Source organism: Paenibacillus sp. Y412MC10 (assembly GCF_000024685.1).
Classification (GTDB): Bacteria; Bacillota; Bacilli; order Paenibacillales; family Paenibacillaceae; genus Paenibacillus_AQ; species Paenibacillus_AQ lautus_A.
On record NC_013406.1, the window covers coordinates 6,516,414 to 6,535,524 of the forward strand.

Below are 19,111 nucleotides of genomic sequence, written 5' to 3' on the forward strand. Positions count from 1 at the left end.
AATATTGTCGTATCTACAAGAAAAGGAGCTAATTACGTTGTCGAATCCAGTATACGGTAAAAAAGCCGCTGAGTCGAGGATAGAAGGAAAGAGACCAGCTTTGTTTTGGGTGTTAATATCAGGAATTATCTTGTTTCTGTTTTGGACGCCTTTTCAAACGGCTCTATTTAACGGTCAAGAGTTACAATTTGAAAAACCGATTTTTTGGGCTGCTATACTAGCAACACTATTATTATTCCTTTGGATTGCACAGTACTATAAAAGCATCCAACTCAAGGATGAAAGAGATTGGCTTGCTGTGGGTGTGCTTTTACTACCTCTAACTTACATTCTCTCACTCATCAGTGCAGTTTCTCATAGTCTTGCCATGAATATGGTCGTCATAAATTGCATTTATGCCATGATGTTCATCATTGGATTGTACGTACTTCGTGACAAGTTAGGAAACCGAATCATTCAAAGTACCATCATGGCTATCGCATATCTTATTGTTGGTTTCGGTCTACTCCATTGGTTTGGCCAAGGCAAGACAGCAGGAGCTATTGTAAAATGGTTTTCTAACACGGTGTTAAACGGTACATATACTCATGCTGTAATGACTGATTCTAATGGTCTTCGTCTGACTTCAGTATTCCAGTACGCAAATACTTATGCAGCTTTTCTTATGGCTTTCTTGTTCGCAGCAGTCTTTTTTGCTACAACATCCAGAAAATGGTATGGACAAGCCTTTCATAGCTTCATGCTGGTACCCATTATTGTATCGTTGCTTCTAACGTTATCTCGGAGCGGTCTTGTGCTGTTACCTGTTGTGTTTGTTCTGTTACTCCTATTCCTGAAGCCGGCTAAACAATTATTGTGGATTCTTTATTGTGGTATAGCCGGTGTAGCTTCGCTGATCATTTCCAAACCGGTAACAGAGTTAGGGTTGGATCTGAATGAAACCTTCAACAGCGGTGGCGCCCTTAAGGGCTGGGGCATTTTGCTCGGCACGTCCGCTATTGTAGGACTTCTTGGATGGGTCATTCAAAGTTTCATTGCTCCAAAACTGGAGAAAGCATTAAGCAATTGGTCCGCTAAAAAGGCCTCCAACATGTGGATTCCCATCAGTTCCTTAGTTTTGGGTGGCTTGCTGATCTTCCTATTCATCGGCACCAATCTCAAAAATGTATTGCCACAAAATATCAGCGTCCGGCTCGAAAACATTAATTTCAACCAACATAGTGTCCTTGAACGGTTCACATTCTACAAGGATGCCATGAAAGTGCTGGCAGACTACCCTATCATCGGTGCTGGTGGCGGCGCTTGGGCTTCACTGTATGAGCAGTATCAGAACAACCCCTATACAAGTACTCAGGCCCATAACTTTTTCCTTCAGTACTTAATAGAGGTTGGTCTTATTGGATTTCTAATATTTATGTCATTCATTGCGTATGTCTTCTATAAATACGTCCGGGGGTATATTCGAGCTGATGATGAGGGACGCAACAATCATTTCCTATATCTCATCTTAGTACTGTCAATTTTGATTCACAGTATTTTGGACTTTAACATGAGTTATGTATTCATGGGAATCCTTGTGTTCCTTGGACTCGGTGGCATGGCATCCGTAATGGATAGCAAACCAATCAAAAAGTGGAATATGCAAGATTCGACAGCAAGAAATATCTACTCTGCTGTTGTAGGCCTTGCCTCTATTATTATACTAATTACTTCAATACGTTATGTGCAGGCTGCTGAAGCTGGTTTGGAGGCTCGAAAAATTGTCCAGGTCAGTACATCGTTTGAAGAGATTAAAGCACCACTGGACAAAGATCTCAGCATTCGACCTAGCCACCCGGAATCCGTCCTTCTATTAAACTCATTGTATCAATCTCTTTACCAACAGAGTCAGGATGAAGGCTTTTTCCGACTATCTACTAATCTCTTAAATCAAGTTCTTGAAGATGAGCCTCATAACAAATCTATGCTGAATCAATTAGTAAAGAGTTATGAAATGAACAAACAGCCTGAACAAGCTTATGAAATTCTTATCAATAATGCCTATAAATTTAAATGGGACATTAATTGGTATGAGCAGATCATCAATAAAGGGTATGACCTGGGAATGAAAGCCTTAGGAGAAGGGGATACTGCCGGAAAAGAGAAGTACTTTAATTTTGCAACTGAGGCCTTTGTTAAAGTTCAAGAAGGTATTAAGCATTTAGCTACATTACCGGAAGGGCAATTCCAAGGTAATCCTTTCGAAAACACGCCCGACATGATTCTCCATGCAGGCAAAATGTACTTCATGATGAATCAGCCGGAGCAAGCAGCGGAAGCACTTAAGCTTGGCATACAAGAAGATCTCTCGCAAACAACCCAACAAGAAATTGTTCGTTGGTATCTGGCAGCATTGCAAAAGCAAAACTTAAGCGATGATGCCCTTATGGGGAAACTAACTCAAGTTGATCCGAATGCGAAGCAAAATGTTCAACAGCTTGCTGATCTACAATTCTAATTAAAAAGGGACAGTTCGTGGTAGAAAACCTCTACCCAACTGTCCCTTATTTCATATGTTATGTCTTATTAGATTACTCTACTGCACCTTCGCCAAAACCCCACTCAAATAAGCAAGCAAATCCTCCCTTAACTCTTCCCGCTGCAATGCATAATGAATGCTCGTTTCGATAAAGCCTAACTTCTCGCCGACATCATGACGCATCCCGTCAAAGTGATACGCGTAGATGGGGCTACGATGAGCTAAGGTGGAAAGCGCATCAGTCAGCTGGATTTCTCCGTTCTTCCCAACCTCTTGATTCTCCAGCAAATCGAAGATATCCGGCGGCAAAATATACCGCCCCATAATGGCCAAATTGGAGGGTGCCTCATCTCGAGAAGGTTTTTCAACGAGTCGCGATGTTTCATAGATCCGGTCTGATTTCTGAGATCCGTCTACGATCCCGTAACGATCGACTTCGTTCCAATCGACGGGCTGAACGCCCACAATGGTAGATTGGTAGGTGTCGTAGACCTTCATCATCTGTTTTAGGCAGGGGACTTCCGACTCCACGATGTCATCGCCGAGCAGCACAGCAAACGGCTCGTCCCCGATGAATTTGCGTGCGCACCAAATGGCATGGCCCAGCCCCTTGGGCTCTTTTTGCCGAATATAGTGGATATCCGCCATGTTGGAGGGTTTACGCACTTCTTCGAGAAGTCCCCACTTACCCTTCTCCGCTAAATTATGTTCCAGCTCAAAGGAAGAATCAAAATGGTCCTCAATCGCCCGCTTCCCCTTACCCGTTACAATGATAATGTCCTCTATACCGGAAGCGACCGCTTCTTCGATAATGTATTGTATGGTCGGCTTGTCCACAATGGGTAGCATCTCCTTCGGCATCGCTTTCGTAGCCGGCAGGAACCGCGTGCCAAGCCCTGCAGCCGGTATGATCGCTTTACGAATGTTCATCCTATCTTCTCCATTCCCGTAAATCTCCCAATATATTGATGCCATTGTACCATGAGTCTGACCAACCTTCGATTAAAATCGGTTTTTGTCAAAATCAGACGACTTATGATACGTGACTTTGCCGCTTTGGCCGCGTTGCCCCTCTCTTCGCCAAGTTTAACGTTACTACAGTCGTTAAATTGGTTATTGGAACAGGACATGCCTAACGTCTGTGAAGAAGGCGCTATTGAGAAGCTGGAATCCGTATCGGCCATATCCTCCTTGGTAATTAGCGGTCCGCCGGACATCAGCCGCTTGTGTACTGCTAAATATCTCTCCCATCTTAAGTCGTATTTCGAGCAGCCCAGAATGACTCCCTCGGTCTTTTATCGGTTGCCGGCACAGCTTTCACAAGCTGAATCCGATAACTCTAGATAGCCCAATCCAGTTTTATCCATGGAAATGACCAAGACCCCTCCGATATACTAGTACGAAACTTCGATGGACCAAAAAGCCAAAGGAGCTGGTTGCTGATGAAAGAGAGAGACGCCTATTTCGATAATCTCAAATTCATACTGATCCTGTTGGTGGTCGTGGGGCATCTCATCGAGCCGTTTAACGGCGAAGCAGCGATGGGAGCGATCTATCAGTTCATTTACTCGTTTCATATGCCGTTGTTTATTTTTGCGGTCGGTTATTTTGCCAAATGCATTCAATCTCCCAAACAATACGTCGGCCTGCTGTCGGGACTGGTCGTGCCGTATTTCATATTCGAGACGCTCTATACCCTGTTCGACTACTACATGCAAGGCTTGGATCGGTTCGACTTCACGTACTTTTACCCCAATTGGATCCTGTGGTTCCTGTTCAGCATGATGCTGTGGAAAATGCTTCTGCCGTACCTGCTGATGCTCAAATACCCGCTCGTCGTCTGTTTCGCGATGTCCATCATGCTCGGGTACTCGATCGATGTCGACTATTATGCAAGCATTTCGCGCACACTGTACTTCCTGCCCTTTTTTCTCATCGGATATGTTTTCAAAAGGGAATGGCTGGATATTATCAAGGCCCGGCCATTTCAACTGCTATCGATCATCCTGCTCTCCGCCGGATTTGTCTTGCTGTACGTCATATCGCCGATCCTGCCAACTAACTGGTTCTACGGGGCGATGCCTTACCTGGAGTTTGGCTTGGACTCGTGGTATGCAGGCCTCTACCGTATGATCACCTACGCCTTCACCGTCATCATGGGACTATGCGTCCTCTCCCTCATTCCGAGGTCGGATACGCCCTTCACGGACCGTGGGGTGAATACCATGTACGTCTTTTTGCTTCACGGGTTCATCGTCAAAACGATGCAGCATCTGGGCTGGTTCGAAGCGTTCCGGTCCACGGGAGGCAAGCTGCTGCTGATTCTGCTCGGCGCAGTCATAACCTGGCTGCTATCCTCGTCCTGGATCAAACGCGGCTTCGGGTGGATCGTCGAGCCGAACGTCGGGTTTCTATTCCATTATCGATCCAAGCACCGCCATGAACGAGTTGAAACGAAGCGTTCCGACGCAAAAAGGAGTGATGCCTAACTTGGCATCACTCCTTCATATTATCTCGGTAAAAACGCAATACGCGTGCTGCTTCCTTACTTCACCAACTGCCCCCGCGTAACGCCAAGCTGGTTGGTCGCCTTCAGCTTCTTCCACACTTGGGTTCCGCTGATCTCGCCGCGCAAGGCGCGGTTGTAGAGATCGATGACCTCGTGGACTTGCTCCGGCGTTTCCTCGAGAAACTCTACGCGGTAGCTGGATACGCCCAGCTCCATGAAGTTAGCCAGGTACTCGGCGCCGGATTGCTCGATAGCATTGTACACGGTGTTACGGCAGCCTTCGTCGACCCGTACCGGGTGGGACATGCCGATCCGGTCCTGCAAGGATACGCGGCTCTCTTCACAAGGACGTCCACAGTTCGTGAAGTCCGTTCCTTCGCTGAGGAACGTACAGTACACGCAGTGCTCCGTATGGAACATCGGCAGATGCTGATGGATGACGATCTCCATCTTGGACGTGTCGGCCTTCCCGAGAAGATCCACCATCTGCTGGATGTTCAGGTCATAGGAAGGCGTGACGGCGTCGCATCCGGCTTCGACGAACAGGTCAACCGCCTTGTGGTTGGCAATGTTCAGGGAGAAGTCGCCGATCAGCCGGGGATGCTTCGCCCCCGGGTTCTCCATCCGGTGGCGCAGGTAGAAATACAGCGCACCGGTGTTGCGCACCAGCACGGCGTCCGGCTGGAGGCGCAGGATGTTGTTGTGGTAGCCGTTCTCGCCCGGCATGTGAATGCGCGGCGTTGCCAGCGCAATCTGCTTGCCGGCTGCACGCACGGCTTCCACCGCTGCCGGGAACTGCTTGATGAACTCGAAGTCGGCGTAGATCATCTCGACGCCGGCCGCAAGCGCAGCCTCCACCTGCGGGAGGCTGCGGCACAGCGCGGTGAGCTTCGCCTCACCGCGGGCCACGGGCGCTGCGGGCACAGCCGCATCGCCATACACCGACACCGCCCGTTTCACGTACACGGGCGGCTTCGGCCGCTCGCCGGCGAGCAGCTCCACCGCACGGCGGCGGATGCTGTTGAGCTCGCGAATCGGCACGATGACGTCGCCGTACAGGTCGACGTCGAGTGCCTCGAGCTGGAACACCGTTCCGCCCAGGCGGCCAAGCTGCTCCTCCAGGATCTCCTGGCTGAGCGGCCGCTTCTGGGCGATCTCCAGTTCCAGCTCCGAATCCACCTGGACCGTCGTGCCCTTCTGCTCATCGGTCCACCAGGTCGACAGCGGCTGTCCGGGACGGCCGCTGACACGCACATGTACCGGGAATACCCGGTACGGCTTCTCCGTCTCGTACGTCTGACGGAGGCGCTTATCCAGCGCCGGATCGTTGGTCTTCCAGATCCGGTCGCCGACATGCAGCTTGCGCAGGTCCACGTCGCTCCGGCCGGGAACGATATCGACGATCCAGCCTTCCTGCGCCTCGCCCTCAAGCTTGACGCCTTTGCGGCGCACGTCGTAGACGCGTCCGCCTTCTTCTTTTTTCGTTGGGTCCCCGGCATCAAACACGATGCCGTCCCCACGCTTCAGCGGTGCATCCAGCTTGCAGACGACGCCGTCGCGCAGAATCTGCTCCACCCGGCCGAGATACACGCCGCGGCTTTTCGGGAACGTGCCTTCAACCAGCTTTTTATTGTTCGTTCCATCCAGGAAACCATGGGTGAAGCCGCGGGAGAAGCTCTGCTGCAGCTCACGCACCTCTTCCTTGCTCGGTCTTGCATCCTCGCCGTCAAAATACCGGTCGATCGCCTTCCGGTACTTGCTCACGACGTTCGCCACGTATTCCGGGCTCTTCAAACGGCCCTCGATCTTGAACGAGGTGACGCCCGCTTCAATCAGCTCCGGCATGAGATCGATCGCGGCCAGATCTTTTGGCGAGAGCAAGTAGGCAACGTCGCCCATCGGCTTCTGCTCGCCATCCACGATCAGATCGTACGGCAGACGGCAAGCCTGCGCGCACTCTCCGCGGTTGGCGGACCGGCCGCCCCACATTTCGGAAGTCAGGCATTGGCCCGAGTAGGATACGCATAGCGCACCATGCACGAATACCTCCATCGGCAGCTTCGCTTGCTCCCCGATCTTCTGGATTTGCTTCAGATTGTTCTCACGCCCGAGCACGACGCGTTCCATGTTAAACGGCTTCGTAAACTCAACGGCCTCCGGCGAAGTAATCGTCATCTGCGTAGAGCCGTGGATCGGGAAATCCGGGGAAATCTCGCGAATCATTTTCACCAGACCCAGATCCTGCACGATCACTGCGTCGACGCCTGCATCCACGCAGGCATCGATCAGCTCCTTGGCATCCTCCAGCTCGTTCTCGAACACGAGTATATTGAAGGTCAGGAACCCCTTAACCCCATAACTGTGCAAAAAGGCCATAATTTCGGACAGCTCGTCCATCCGGAAATTGTTCGCCCGTGCGCGCGCATTGAATTTTTCGACCCCAAAAAAGATCGCGTCCGCCCCGTTCGCCACCGCGGCCCGCATGCAATCCCAATCCCCTGCCGGCGCCAGCAGCTCCACGTCTTCTCTTCGTAATGCTTTCGTGTCCATCTATATCCTCCCAGACCGGTCCAAGCCGGCGTGCTGTGTACTACTATTCTTCCATTGAAACCTGCTAGCCATACTCTACGTTCATAGAACAGGGCATCCGACATCTATATCAATTGTTTGTAAATACTTTGAAAGCTTTTCAACTTATCTAGTGTACCAAAAGTCCGGCTTCTCTTCTACCTGCTAACTTGATTTCCACACATTTGATAGTGTTGCCATAATCCGCATGGCACTCGGCTTTTGTGCAAAAACAAAAACAAGCCCTCCCATCGGAAAGCTTGCCCCTTACATTATCCTCTGCGGCTATTACTTGCGCATAATCACCGTGCAGGGTTGTGTTGTTATCTCTCTCTTTTGCATATAGGGTTTCTTCCCCTTTCCTTTACCAAGGATATGCATTACCAAAACTCCGAATCCTTTAGTCAGAGCCTTCTTAACATCTCATCGGTCGACAGCCATCCAAGAATGCCCCAACGACCACGCACCGTGCGCACAGGGAGCAGTGCACACGATGTACAAAACTTTAGATCGGAATCGTCCCGTACCGTCATCTGGTTCAGGATTCCTTCACCACAGGTTCGTCCGTGCACGACCTACGACCTGCCCCCAGGTTTGCCAGCACAGTACATCGTCCTGCACCACGCCCCTACTCTTACTCCGCGCCCTCCAGCACAAAATCCATGCTCGCCAACCGCTTGCCGTTCACAACGATGTGAAGGCGGTGATCGCCGGAATAGAAACGGCGGGTGGAGATCGGCTTAAACGATTGCTTCTTCTCGACCTTCCAGCATCCCGGCGCATAAATCTTGTCCGAGCATTTATAGCGTTTCGGCGCAAGCTTGCCGCTTGCCTTCATATAATCGATCTCGTAATCGATGCGGAGCGCCATCGGATAGCCGGTTTCGTTGACTACCTGAAAAGCGAACTCCAAATCGTCCCCCATCGTAATCACGGAACGTTTGATGCGCAGCTCGCGCACTTCCAGTCCTTCCAGCTTCTCAAGCTCCTCGTATCCGAAAATAGCCAGTGCCCGGATATCCCCTTTTCGCAGCAGCGAACGCAGCGCATGCCGTACGATCCAATCCGTTAGCGGATGGCGGCCGTACCATTTGGCGGCGATCTCCAGCACAAGCTCCGGGTGATCCTTGGAGATATCGTTCAAGTGATTGGCGACGCTTTTTCTAACATACAAGGAGGAGTCCTCTTTCAGCTGCTCCAGAATCGGCAGCGCCGGGCGCGGATCCTTGATCAGGGCCGGCAGCTGCGGCGCCCAAGGCAGGCGCGGTCTGCAGCCTTCGCTCGCCAATCGGCGCAGATGCTCGTCATCGGATTGCGCCCATGCCATCATCTGGGCCAGCATCTGATCCTGGTCCCGGATGATAAATGGCCGGACGGCAAACTCCGCTGTGGAAGAATGCGTGAATACCGCCAAAGCTTCCATCGACGTCTCCAGATCATCCATGCCGTTCACCTCGACATAGTCGGGAAAAAATACGTATTCCACGCCTCTGAAATGCGGAGCCACCTGCTTCAGGATCCCGGCGGCTTCCGGGTAAGAAGCAGGCAGCGTGTCCGTTAAGGCCAGCGTAATATGCCGGATGCGCTGCTTGAACTCCTCCTGCTCCCAGGCTTCATTATGAATCAGCGTCATGAACCGGTCCGCATCGAATGCCGGATAAGCCTCCTTCAGCCGGTCGGTCACTTGCTGGAACAACGTATTCGAATATAGATCCTTCAGCGTTTCTCTCATATCAGATCTCCCCAAAAAATAATTTTTACGATCTTGCATCCACGTCTCATGGAATCCTGAAAGCCCTTTATTTATGCGATAAACCGGCGGTTCCGCCTCATTCCCAAATGAGCCGCCGGCCGCTCTAACCCCATTCCCCGCCTCTTCCCAATCCAAAACATGTGGTGTAGGATGAAGTTGCACGCCTTTCGCTTTAGTGCGGTAGTCTGGTTGATTCCAGTTTACCAAATTGGGGGGGCGTTTTGCTTTATCCGCAGCCGGATTGCCTTGTTGGGACCTCAACCGATGCACGGATGGACTGAACACCAATCGAGACCGCAAAGTCATACGTTTATCGACGTACTTACTCAAGTGAAAGATCCACATGTAAAGGAAGCGTTTCTTCCAAAAATAAGGTTGGTAAGCCCATGAAGCTTACACTTTCTTATTTCTGATACATGTAATACATACACCATTACTTATTTAAAAAGACAGGAGGCGAAGCTCGAAGGAGTACAACAAATCGCACATCAGGAGATGAAGAAGACATGGAAAGTTGGAAAAAGAATTTATGGATACTATGGTTCGGCTCATTTATCGTTTCATCAAGCTTCTCGATGGTCATACCATTTCTCCCGCTTTTTCTGATTGAGCTCGGCGTTACCAAGCATACGGAATTGTGGTCGGGACTGCTGTTCAGTTCCGCTTTTTTTGCGGGCGCCTTGTCCTCTCCCTTCTGGGGAGCCGTCGGCGATAAATATGGACGCAAACCGATGATTATCCGCGCGGGCCTGGTGCTCTTTGTCATCTATGTACTGATGGCATTCGTCACGAACGAGTATCAAGTGCTAATTCTCCGCCTGCTGCAAGGCCTTCTCTCCGGCTTTATTCCGGGCGCGATCGCGATCGTAGGCACCAATACCCCCGAGAAAAAAGTCGGCTACGCCCTCTCCATGATGTCCACGGCCACCGCAACCGGCGGCATCATGGGTCCAATGATCGGAGGCACTCTGGCCTCCCTGTTCAGCAACCGGATGGCATTCGGATTGGCAGGGATGCTGTGCTTTGCAGCCACGCTGCTCGTCATATTCTGGGTCAAAGAAGAGAAATTCGTACCGAGCAAAGAGCGCGTCTCCGTCATGAACACGTTTAAGGTCGCCGGACACAACAAGGCGCTGATGACCGTGCTCATGCTTACGGTACTGACGCAGTTCTCCGTCATGACGATCGAGCCCGTCCTGCCGCTGTATATCGCTCAGATCGGCGGCTCTTCATCGCATACCTCGATGATTGCCGGCTTTGTGTTCTCCATCGTCGGGATCGCCAGCATCCTGTTTGCGGCCCGCTGGGGACGCCTGGCCGATAAAATCGGGTTCCAAAAGGTGCTGCTGATCGGCCTGCTCGCCAGCGGAATCGGATCGCTCGCCCAGATCCTGTTCAGCAACATTTGGGCATTCTCGGCCATCCGCTTTGCTTACGGCGCGTTCTTCTGTGCCGTGTTCCCAGCGCTTAACGGCCTTGTGGTCAAACATACGCCAAGCGAATTCCGCGGGCGCGCGTTCAGCCTCAACCAAACCGCCAACCAAATCGGCGGGATGGCCGGGCCGCTCGCGGGCGGCATGATCAGCGGCATCTTTAACATTCACTCGGTCTTCTTAATGACAGGCGTCTTAATGCTGATTACGACCGCCATTACGTATTGGACGATGCGGCCGTCTCGCGGGCAGCCTGTAGAAAAAGGCACCCTATCTTCATAAATGCCTCCCGTATGCGCACGCGTTAAGTTTTGATATGACGCGTGCGCAATTCATTACGGATATCAATAAACCCTCTCCCCGGTTCTTTTCGAGAAGACCCTCTTCATGAACCAGCATGTACATACATGAATCCCACAGCTATTTTCAATCACACCTTATTGAATCCATCGTCTCCCTTACAACCGCGAACCTCTTGCCTAACCCCTTAACCGTCTATTCGCTTTCACATTACACCGCATCACACATGCATGTGGCGATCCGCTTCATCCCAAGGCACCGCATAACCGCTGCGCTTGGCGCAGAATATCGAAGAGGAGCTGTATTCCGGGTCTGCGTTCTTGTCGTATCCTTTGCGTTCGATGACCTCTGCCTCGTTATGGCACCGGTCATATCCGCCGTATACCAGCGATATCGTACCTCTTCCTTTGGTGTACGCAGCTAATTCCATTCCATATTTCATCATGGTGGATACGGGTGCCGATCCCGTGACCGTCACCTTGTCTCCGACCGTTTCCGGAGGATCGAAGCTTGCTTTGGCCTGGGTCAAATCCGACATTAACCGTCCGATAAACTCGGCATCCACCTTTACCTTGAAATGATAGTATGGCTCCAACAGCAGACTGGTTGTTTTCTCCAGCCCCTGTCGCAAAGCGCGATACGTGGCTTCCCTGAAATCGCCGCCATGCGTATGCTTGTTGTGCGCCCGTCCCTTCAGCAGGGTAATTTTCATATCAGTGACCGGCGAACCTGTAAGCAGCCCATGATGATCCCTCTCGCCAACATGCTGGGCAACCAGATGCTGATAATTAACCGGCAGCATATCCGGATGGCACGCATTGGCAAACAAGATTCCGCTGTTCCGCTCTCCCGGCTCCAGCCGGAGGTGCACCTCCGCGTAATGCTTCAGCGGTTCAAAATGGCCGCTTCCCACAACAGCCTCCGTTATGGTCTCTTTATATAAAATCTCCGGCTCGCCGAACGCAATGCGGTAACCGAACCGCTCAAACACGATTCGTTCCAGCACTTCAAGCTGAATGATGCCCATCACATGAATATGAATCGCCTGTGCCGGCTCGTCCCACTGCACGGACAGGGAAGGATCTTCCGCATCCAGCAGCCGGAAGCAGCGCAGCATATCCTTGGGATGAATCGAGGACTCGAATTGCACCTTGGACTTCAGCGTCGGCACCAGCTCGTATACCGTCCGGCCGCTAAGATCCCCCATCCCGACTCCTGCCGCAGCAGCGGAAATGCCGGTAACCGCAAACAGGTCGCCCGCATGCACACGGTCAACAGGGGTTGCCCGTCCCCCATTGATCAAGCGGATATGCGTCACCTTTTCCGTGATCGTCTCCGTTCCGGAGACATACGTGATTTCATCCCGCACCTGCAGCGTGCCGCCAGTGGCCTTGATATAGGTCAGCCGGGCGCCCTGTTCATCATGGCGAATCTTATAAGCCCTCCCGGCAAATGCCGCCTCGGGATCGTAATCCGTTACCGTCAGCAGATCCAACTGATGCATGAAATGGGTTACGCCCACGTTCTGCAGGGCGGATCCGCTGAAGCACGGAAACAGCTCCCCCTTCCGCACCATTGCGGTCATCGCATCCAGCCACCGCGAAGCCTCATATCCCTCTCCCATATAGAGCTCCAGCAGCTTCTCGTTCCGCTCCGCAATAAACTCAATGAGCGAAGACTGCATCAGGCCTTCCTGCAGCACATCCTCCTCGGTGATCCAACAGACGTCTTCGGCAAGCTCGCTGCGAATCTCCGCCAGCACGCGCGGCACGTCTGCGCCTACCCGGTCGATTTTATTGATAAACAGGAACGACGGCACGCCATGCTTGCGCAGTAACTGCCATACCGTCTCCGTATGCCCCTCGACACCTTCCACGGCGCTGATGACGACAACGGCGGCATCCATGACTTGTATGGCCCGCTCCATTTCCGGCGAGAAGTCGACGTGACCCGGCGTATCGATTAAATAATACGTGGAACCGTTAAAATGCATGGTCGCCTGATCGGCAAATACGGTAATGCCCCGTTCTTTTTCAATGTCATGACGATCAAGATATGCGCTCTGGTGATCCACCCGGCCGCGCTCCTGAATCGTATGGGTCGTATATAACAACTGCTCCGCCAGCGTGGTCTTGCCCGCATCCACGTGGGCGAACATGCCTATCGTTTTTTTCATCAGCTTATCCCTCTTCTGTAAGCCGGTTTCATGAATGATCCATTTGCTCTCACTTTTTAATTTTAACATATCAGGCTCCCTGATCGGCACATATGTTCTACATTATTCGGATGAGGGCCCGTCATTCCGCTGCCTAAACCAAAATAGCTGCCCATCCGCACCATGAGTGCAGCAGGACAGCTATAGGTGTTATCAAACATTCGCTTTATTCCATATGATGTGAGTTCATAATTCCATTCTGCGGGTTATTTCACGAGCTCAAACGAGGAGAGCGTACGCGCCAGCGCCGCTTGCTGCACTTCCGTTGCATTGGCATCATTCAGCGTGGTCATGATCGTGTACGCGATATCCCCGCTTTCAAAGACGATCTCCTCGGTCGTATAACCAACGCCGTTCTTCACCTGATGCACCTTGAACGACACCGCAGGCACGCCGGCAAACGTGATCTTATCGACGCCCAGCAATTTCACCGTCGAAGCTGCGCTGGCCTCGTTATAATACCGTTTCAGATTGCTGATGATGACTTCGGCTGCTGTATCCTTTTGGGCGGTAATTTCAAAGCCGCCCCCGGCAAAGCCGTACTCCACGATTCCCTGCTCGAACTGATCGTTCAGCGGCTCCCAGTACCTTGGAATATCGATATGATAACGGTACGTCTCGGAGCTTTTGCTTCTCATCTGGGTTTTATCGGTCAGGTAGCCCTCTTCGCCGATGCGGCCGAAATTCGCCGGTACCACATCGTAATCGATCTCGATCGATTCGAGAACCTTTTTCCAGTTGGAAGCCGTCCGTTCCTGCCCATCCGGTATCGCATACTCCAGATAATAGCGGTAGCCGTTCTTCTGGACCATCACTTCATATTCCGTTATCCATTTATTCCCGAAGTTGTAGCGTACCTCTTGAATCTGCCCTTTGACGCCGGAAATCTCCACAGGCGTAAGTCCGATGTATTCGTACGATTCCTCGACAAAGGATTCGGCCAGCCAGTCTTTAAGGCGCTGCCCCCAAGCGGCGAGGGCACCATCGGCCCCCTTCGGAGCGGATGTCACCGAGACGGACAGATAGCCCTCTCCTTCGCTGCCGTATAACATATCCTTGTTGTTGATTTCCCAGCCTGCCGGAATGCTGAACCATATGCCGTATTCTTCGTTTCCTGCCTCGCGGAACCCATCCACGATGGAGGATACGTCTTTTACCGATTTGTCTCCTGCCCGATAGGCCGTTCTGAAAGAGCCCAGCAAGCTCGCGTGTTGGTCCATATCTTTATAGTGAACCGCTTCGGCATCGGCAAAATACAGTTCATAGACGCGGTCGTTGGCATAGTACTGCCGACCTTCCCACAAGACGCCGTCGACATCGCGGGAGACCACTCTGGCATACGGAACCGCTGCGCTTGTGACCGTCTCTTGGTGAAGCACAACGTCTCCGGAGTCGCCCACTTCCTTCAGGAGCCGTTCCAGCAGATCATCTGGACTCAGCTTCACCTTGTGGGAGGATGCATGCACCTCCAGGTAATAGCGGCCCGTAGCATCATTGAAAGCCGAACCGCTCTCATCGTCCGTGCCTCTTCCAACCATCATCCAGGAGGGATAATTCAAACTCCATTCATAATAGCTGTTCCCGATTCGGGTCTTCCCGGTTGTATTGTTGATTTCGCCCTCGTCCTGCTTCTCTTCCTTATCCGTGACCATGAGGCTGATGGCCAGCTTGCCCTGGGAGGAGCTTACCTTGGCGCCGATTCCCGCCGCAACCGGGCGCAGCGGCACCATCAGCGTACCGGACACCATGGTCGGTTCTACCGGCAGCTGCACCTTTTTCCCGTCGATCCATGCCGTCTTGTTGTCCATGACGAGCACGACCGTATGCGGCCCTTGCAGCAGACGTATCCGGTTCTCGCCCTCCAGCCTGATCTCGCTGCCAAACGCTTTCTTGAATACGCCCAGCGGTACCATCAATACGCCATGCTTCAGCTGCGGCTTGGCAATCGTGTAGGAAGTGCCATTGACCGAAGCTGTGCTGCTGCCGTTTTGCACGGTCAGTATACGCTTCTCCGGCACAACCGCTTCATCTCCCCATACGGGAAGCGACAACGTCGTAAATAACATCAGCGCCGATAAGGTTCCGGCTGTCACCTGCCGCAAGCGCCGGCTAGTTTCCGTTCTTTCTCTCTTGTCCATTTACTCGGCCTCCCCAACGCTTGACGAAGCAGCTCCGTTACCGTCCTGGCTGAGCGTCAGTTTTACGTTCACGATATCCCCATCCCGCTGCATTAACAGCTGAACCCGCTGACCAGGTATATAAGGCTTTAACCGTTCATTGATATCAACAACGGAATAAATGCGCTTGCCGTTAATCGCATATAATACGTCATCCTCTTGAATGCCGGCCTGCTTAGCCTGCTCGGACAACACCTTCGTAACGGTCAACGGATCGTCCGAAGGGAGACCCACGATGGCGGACCAGCTTTCCTCCAGCTCCAATCCGAGTCCGGCTCTAATAACCTCGCCGTATTTCAATAAATGGCCCACAACATAGCGGACCGTTTCCGCAGGTATGGAGAAGCCCATATTTTCAATGCCGACGGCGGCGAACTTCTTGCTGTTGATCCCGATGACCTCGCCATTCAAGTTGACGAGCGGACCCCCGCTGTTGCCCGGGTTAATGGCGGTATCGGTCTGAATCAGGCGATAAGAGCCGTCTACGCTCCGGTTTAGCCCGCTTACCACGCCCACCGAGGCCGAGTTTCGCAACGAGAACGAGATCGGCGTGCCAATGGCAACAACCGTTTCCCCGACCAGCGCATGCTGCGCTGTTGCCGCAAATTTGGCCGGCTTCAGGGACTTGGCATTGATTTTGACCAACGCAATATCGCTCTTGGGATCGCTGTATACGCCCTTGGCTTTATAGGATTTGCCGTCTGCGGTCACGACCGTGATTCCGGTAAGCCCGTCCACCACATGGGCGTTCGTCACGATCCAGCCGTCCGACTTCCAGATGACTCCTGTGCCATGCGCCAGGTTGTATCTGTCGTCCACTTCGCCGCTTCCTTGAGCGGCCTTCCCGATAATGCCGACCACCGACGGCGACATCCGGCTGATGACTTGAGGCACTTCGTTCTGCTCATATGTATTCTTAGGCTTTGCGCTTGCTGCATCCGCAACCTCTGCCTGTGTGAGCATGCCGCTGCTTCCTGCCAAAATGACGGTCCCCAGCAGCATGGCCGCGGATCTTTTTTGCCATTGTACGTTTTTCAATTGGTATGTTCCTCCCCCGGTTCCATCCTCTACCCAACTTGTACTCCTCAATTTATCATGTTTTTCCATTTGTAACCATTGCTGATAGACCTATTTCTTTTACGTTTTTCCTGCGGATCGTGTAACTTGCCCTCGAAGAAACAAAAAGACGCCTTCACACTGCTGGTAGCAGAAGGGCGTCTTGTTTGTATGTATTTCATTCCATTCGTCATGAAGCCGCTTTAATAGCGTGCATCACGCCTACCTAATTGTTAAACCATCCTGTAATCATGGCATAGTCAGAATACAAGAACACAAATAAGCTGACGAGACCGAAAGCGATTGCGAATTTATTTTTTTGACGGGCCATCAACAGGCGAACCACGCCAACAAAGATCAGAATCGTAAACAAAATCATGAAAATATCAAATGTCTTAAATGTCGCGGTCGCATCCGATGCTGCTGCAAGGATCATGAAACGTACCTCCTCGTGGGTTTCTTCTCGGGCAAATTTACATATCTTCTTCTATGTTATCCATGTGCCCGTCCAGATGCAAGCCCTCCGCCCCTAAAAATGAAAAAAAGTCATAGAAATTTCTCATTTTTAACCAAATTGTCAGACATTAGCATGACTTTCATCATGGCAGGGACTAGATCAAGCCTACGAAATGGAGCCTAACACAGGTTGTTCCGTTATCCAAGAGGTACCCGGGTGGGATCGAGAATGGGATCCTCATACTCCTCCTGATCCTCCTGATCCTCCTGATCCTTTTGTTCCTCTGGAGCCGACTCCTGCTCGGTTACCGTCTCCTCCGCCAGATCCTCGCTTGGCAAAGCCACGGAAGGATCCATGATCGTGATCCGATCCACGGGGTCCTTTCTGACATCCAAAGCCACCTCGTTGGACGGTTCGCTGCGGATATGCCATTCGTTCACTGCGACCACATGGATCGTATACCGGCCGGGCAGACCTGCCAGCATATGGAGATTCGGAATGAGATAGGCCGGACTCTCTAACGGTTCATCGTTCAAACGTGCCCCAGCTCCGTCGGGTCCTGTGTAGTATACATGATAGGTTACGCCTTCCTGTGCATCTGACCAGGTTAAAGCAATGGATTCATCTTCCTCATTTAGGATGGCCTGAAGGCCCGACACTTTATTCGGGCGGCTCGAAACTTCGTTAGAGTAACCGCTCTTGCCGAAGCTGTTCACAGCCTCGATCACATAGTAAGAAGGCTCTTGAAAACGTACATCCGATATGGCATAAGAACCTGCGTCCACATTCGATCCCTCAGCTAATAAGGCATACCCCGCTCCCGATTGTCCGCTGGAATAAATATTGTAGGTTACGCCCTGCTGATGCGTCCAGGTTAATTGAGCCTGCCCCTTCACATTGTGGAACCTCAGATCATTCGGAGCTGATGGTGCCGTTGTTGGCAAAGCCTCCGATACGGTAGCTGAAGGTCCCGTCTCTGTCGGAGCTTGCGTTGGTCCGGAATGAACAGGAGTTGCCGAGGTTGATCCCGATGAAGTAGCAACGACGCCATGAATGACCGGAAGAGGGCTTTTCGGCGGTGTTTCCGTTTCGCCAACGTCAGCATTCAAATCGATTGACGCCACGGATTCCAGCCATTTGGCTGTAGCCCAGACAGCTTCTTCCCTAGTGACGATACCCTTGGGGTCCAAACCGTCAATGCTGGATTCGCGAAACAGTCCTAATTCCAAGGCCAGTGCCATAGCTTCCTTGGCATCATTGCTGGAGGACCCCTCCTGTAAATTCTGCTGAGAAGGTTCCGCGCCGGATCCGATCTTATCGGAAATCCCTCGCAGAGCTCTTTGATACAGCATCGCCATATCCTGGCGCGTCAGCGGCAATCCAAGCCCGAATCTCCCGTTGCCGACCCCTTTTACCAGCCCTTCCTGAACCGCAGCTTCGATTGCGGTGAAGGCAAAATGATCCTTAGGCACATCCTTAAAGGTAATGACTTCCGGAGGACTATCCGCATTCAGGTTTAACGTATGGACGATGAATATGACAAAATCCTGCCGGCTTATAGCCTCTGTCGAGCTAGACTCCCCCTGTCCGTCTAGGGGAAGGAACCCTTTATTTAATCGGGTAAGGGCTTCCTGTGCATCGAAGTGTTTCACACCCGAAACGGATACCCCCATCTCTGCCTGCACGCGATCCGAAACGGGTATCCCTACCTCTGCCTGTACACCGTCGGTTGAGTTTATGTATAAAGCACTTGCTGCCAAAACGATCAGAATGGAACAGGTGATCCTCTTCATACAATCCCTCCGTTTTATCGAAATCACCAAGATCATACCATATCCTGGAATGCGAGGATATTGGAGGATAGCATGAAAATAACACCGGACATAGGTGCATTCCTTGAAGGTTTCTCTAAATGACTTGCTCGCACCACTCCCTGTCCGCAGGGCTCGTGGTCCGGGGCATGCTTCGATGGCTGTCGACCATCACAAAAAAAGAGCCCCTGGCAATTCCGCCAGGGACTCCTCTCATTTTTATACCGATACCGGCATTGAAAATGGCAATGCGCCATTCCATGGCTAGGCAATTCCCATGCCGACAAGGAACAGATTCACGTCCGCTGACGTTT

At 51.9% G+C, this 19,111-nt stretch carries 12 protein-coding genes; 3 read left to right on the plus strand and 9 right to left on the minus strand.

Annotation, left to right across the window (positions count from 1 at the left end; translation table 11 throughout):
* The first annotated feature begins 37 nt into the window (after positions 1-37).
* The gene (locus GYMC10_RS28895) at positions 38-2,497 is read left to right on the plus strand and encodes an O-antigen ligase family protein (RefSeq protein WP_015737671.1); all 2,460 of its coding nucleotides are present in this window, start codon (positions 38-40) and stop codon (positions 2,495-2,497) included.
* A gap of 78 nt (positions 2,498-2,575) precedes the next feature.
* Here GYMC10_RS28895 and galU read toward each other — a convergent pair whose 3' ends face one another.
* A complete protein-coding gene (gene galU, locus GYMC10_RS28900; RefSeq protein ID WP_015737672.1) occupies positions 2,576-3,448 on the minus strand; it encodes a UTP--glucose-1-phosphate uridylyltransferase GalU in 873 nt (290 codons plus the stop codon).
* A gap of 512 nt (positions 3,449-3,960) precedes the next feature.
* On the opposite strand from galU, the gene GYMC10_RS28910 reads away from it, so the two are divergent.
* Positions 3,961-5,007 carry an acyltransferase family protein gene (locus tag GYMC10_RS28910; protein ID WP_015737673.1) on the plus strand — a complete coding sequence of 349 codons (1,047 nt, stop codon included), beginning with the start codon at positions 3,961-3,963 and terminating at the stop codon, positions 5,005-5,007.
* Positions 5,008-5,063: 56 nt separating this feature from the next.
* Here the strand turns inward: GYMC10_RS28910 and GYMC10_RS28915 are convergent, their stop codons facing one another.
* On the minus strand, positions 5,064-7,577 hold the full coding sequence (locus GYMC10_RS28915; RefSeq protein ID WP_015737674.1) for a U32 family peptidase: 2,514 nt from the start codon (positions 7,575-7,577) through the stop codon (positions 5,064-5,066).
* A 652-nt stretch (positions 7,578-8,229) separates the two neighbouring features.
* Positions 8,230-9,327: a DNA alkylation repair protein gene (locus tag GYMC10_RS28920; protein WP_015737675.1), complete on the minus strand. Its 1,098-nt coding sequence runs from the start codon at positions 9,325-9,327 to the stop codon at positions 8,230-8,232.
* Positions 9,328-9,854: 527 nt separating this feature from the next.
* Between GYMC10_RS28920 and GYMC10_RS28925 the strand changes: the two genes are divergently transcribed.
* The gene (locus tag GYMC10_RS28925) at positions 9,855-11,063 is read left to right on the plus strand and encodes an MFS transporter (protein WP_015737676.1); all 1,209 of its coding nucleotides are present in this window, start codon (positions 9,855-9,857) and stop codon (positions 11,061-11,063) included.
* A gap of 238 nt (positions 11,064-11,301) precedes the next feature.
* On the opposite strand, the gene GYMC10_RS28930 is transcribed toward GYMC10_RS28925, so the two are convergent.
* From GYMC10_RS28930 to GYMC10_RS32690, 6 genes are all read right to left on the minus strand, one after another.
* Positions 11,302-13,257 carry a GTP-binding protein gene (locus GYMC10_RS28930; protein ID WP_015737677.1) on the minus strand — a complete coding sequence of 652 codons (1,956 nt, stop codon included), beginning with the start codon at positions 13,255-13,257 and terminating at the stop codon, positions 11,302-11,304.
* Positions 13,258-13,502: 245 nt separating this feature from the next.
* Positions 13,503-15,434 (minus strand): stalk domain-containing protein, encoded by a 1,932-nt coding sequence (locus GYMC10_RS28935; RefSeq protein WP_015737678.1) that lies wholly within the window; start codon positions 15,432-15,434, stop codon positions 13,503-13,505.
* A complete protein-coding gene (locus GYMC10_RS28940; RefSeq protein ID WP_015737679.1) occupies positions 15,435-16,511 on the minus strand; it encodes a S1C family serine protease in 1,077 nt (358 codons plus the stop codon).
* Between the two features lie 244 nt (positions 16,512-16,755).
* The gene (locus tag GYMC10_RS28945) at positions 16,756-16,965 is read right to left on the minus strand and encodes a hypothetical protein (RefSeq protein WP_009594213.1); all 210 of its coding nucleotides are present in this window, start codon (positions 16,963-16,965) and stop codon (positions 16,756-16,758) included.
* 218 nt (positions 16,966-17,183) lie between these two features.
* Entirely contained in the window at positions 17,184-18,779 is a 1,596-nt protein-coding gene (locus GYMC10_RS28950; RefSeq protein ID WP_015737680.1) for an S-layer homology domain-containing protein, read from the minus strand.
* A gap of 115 nt (positions 18,780-18,894) precedes the next feature.
* Complete coding sequence (locus tag GYMC10_RS32690) at positions 18,895-19,059, minus strand: hypothetical protein (protein ID WP_187293005.1); 165 nt, start codon at positions 19,057-19,059, stop codon at positions 18,895-18,897.
* Positions 19,060-19,111: the final 52 nt, after the last annotated feature.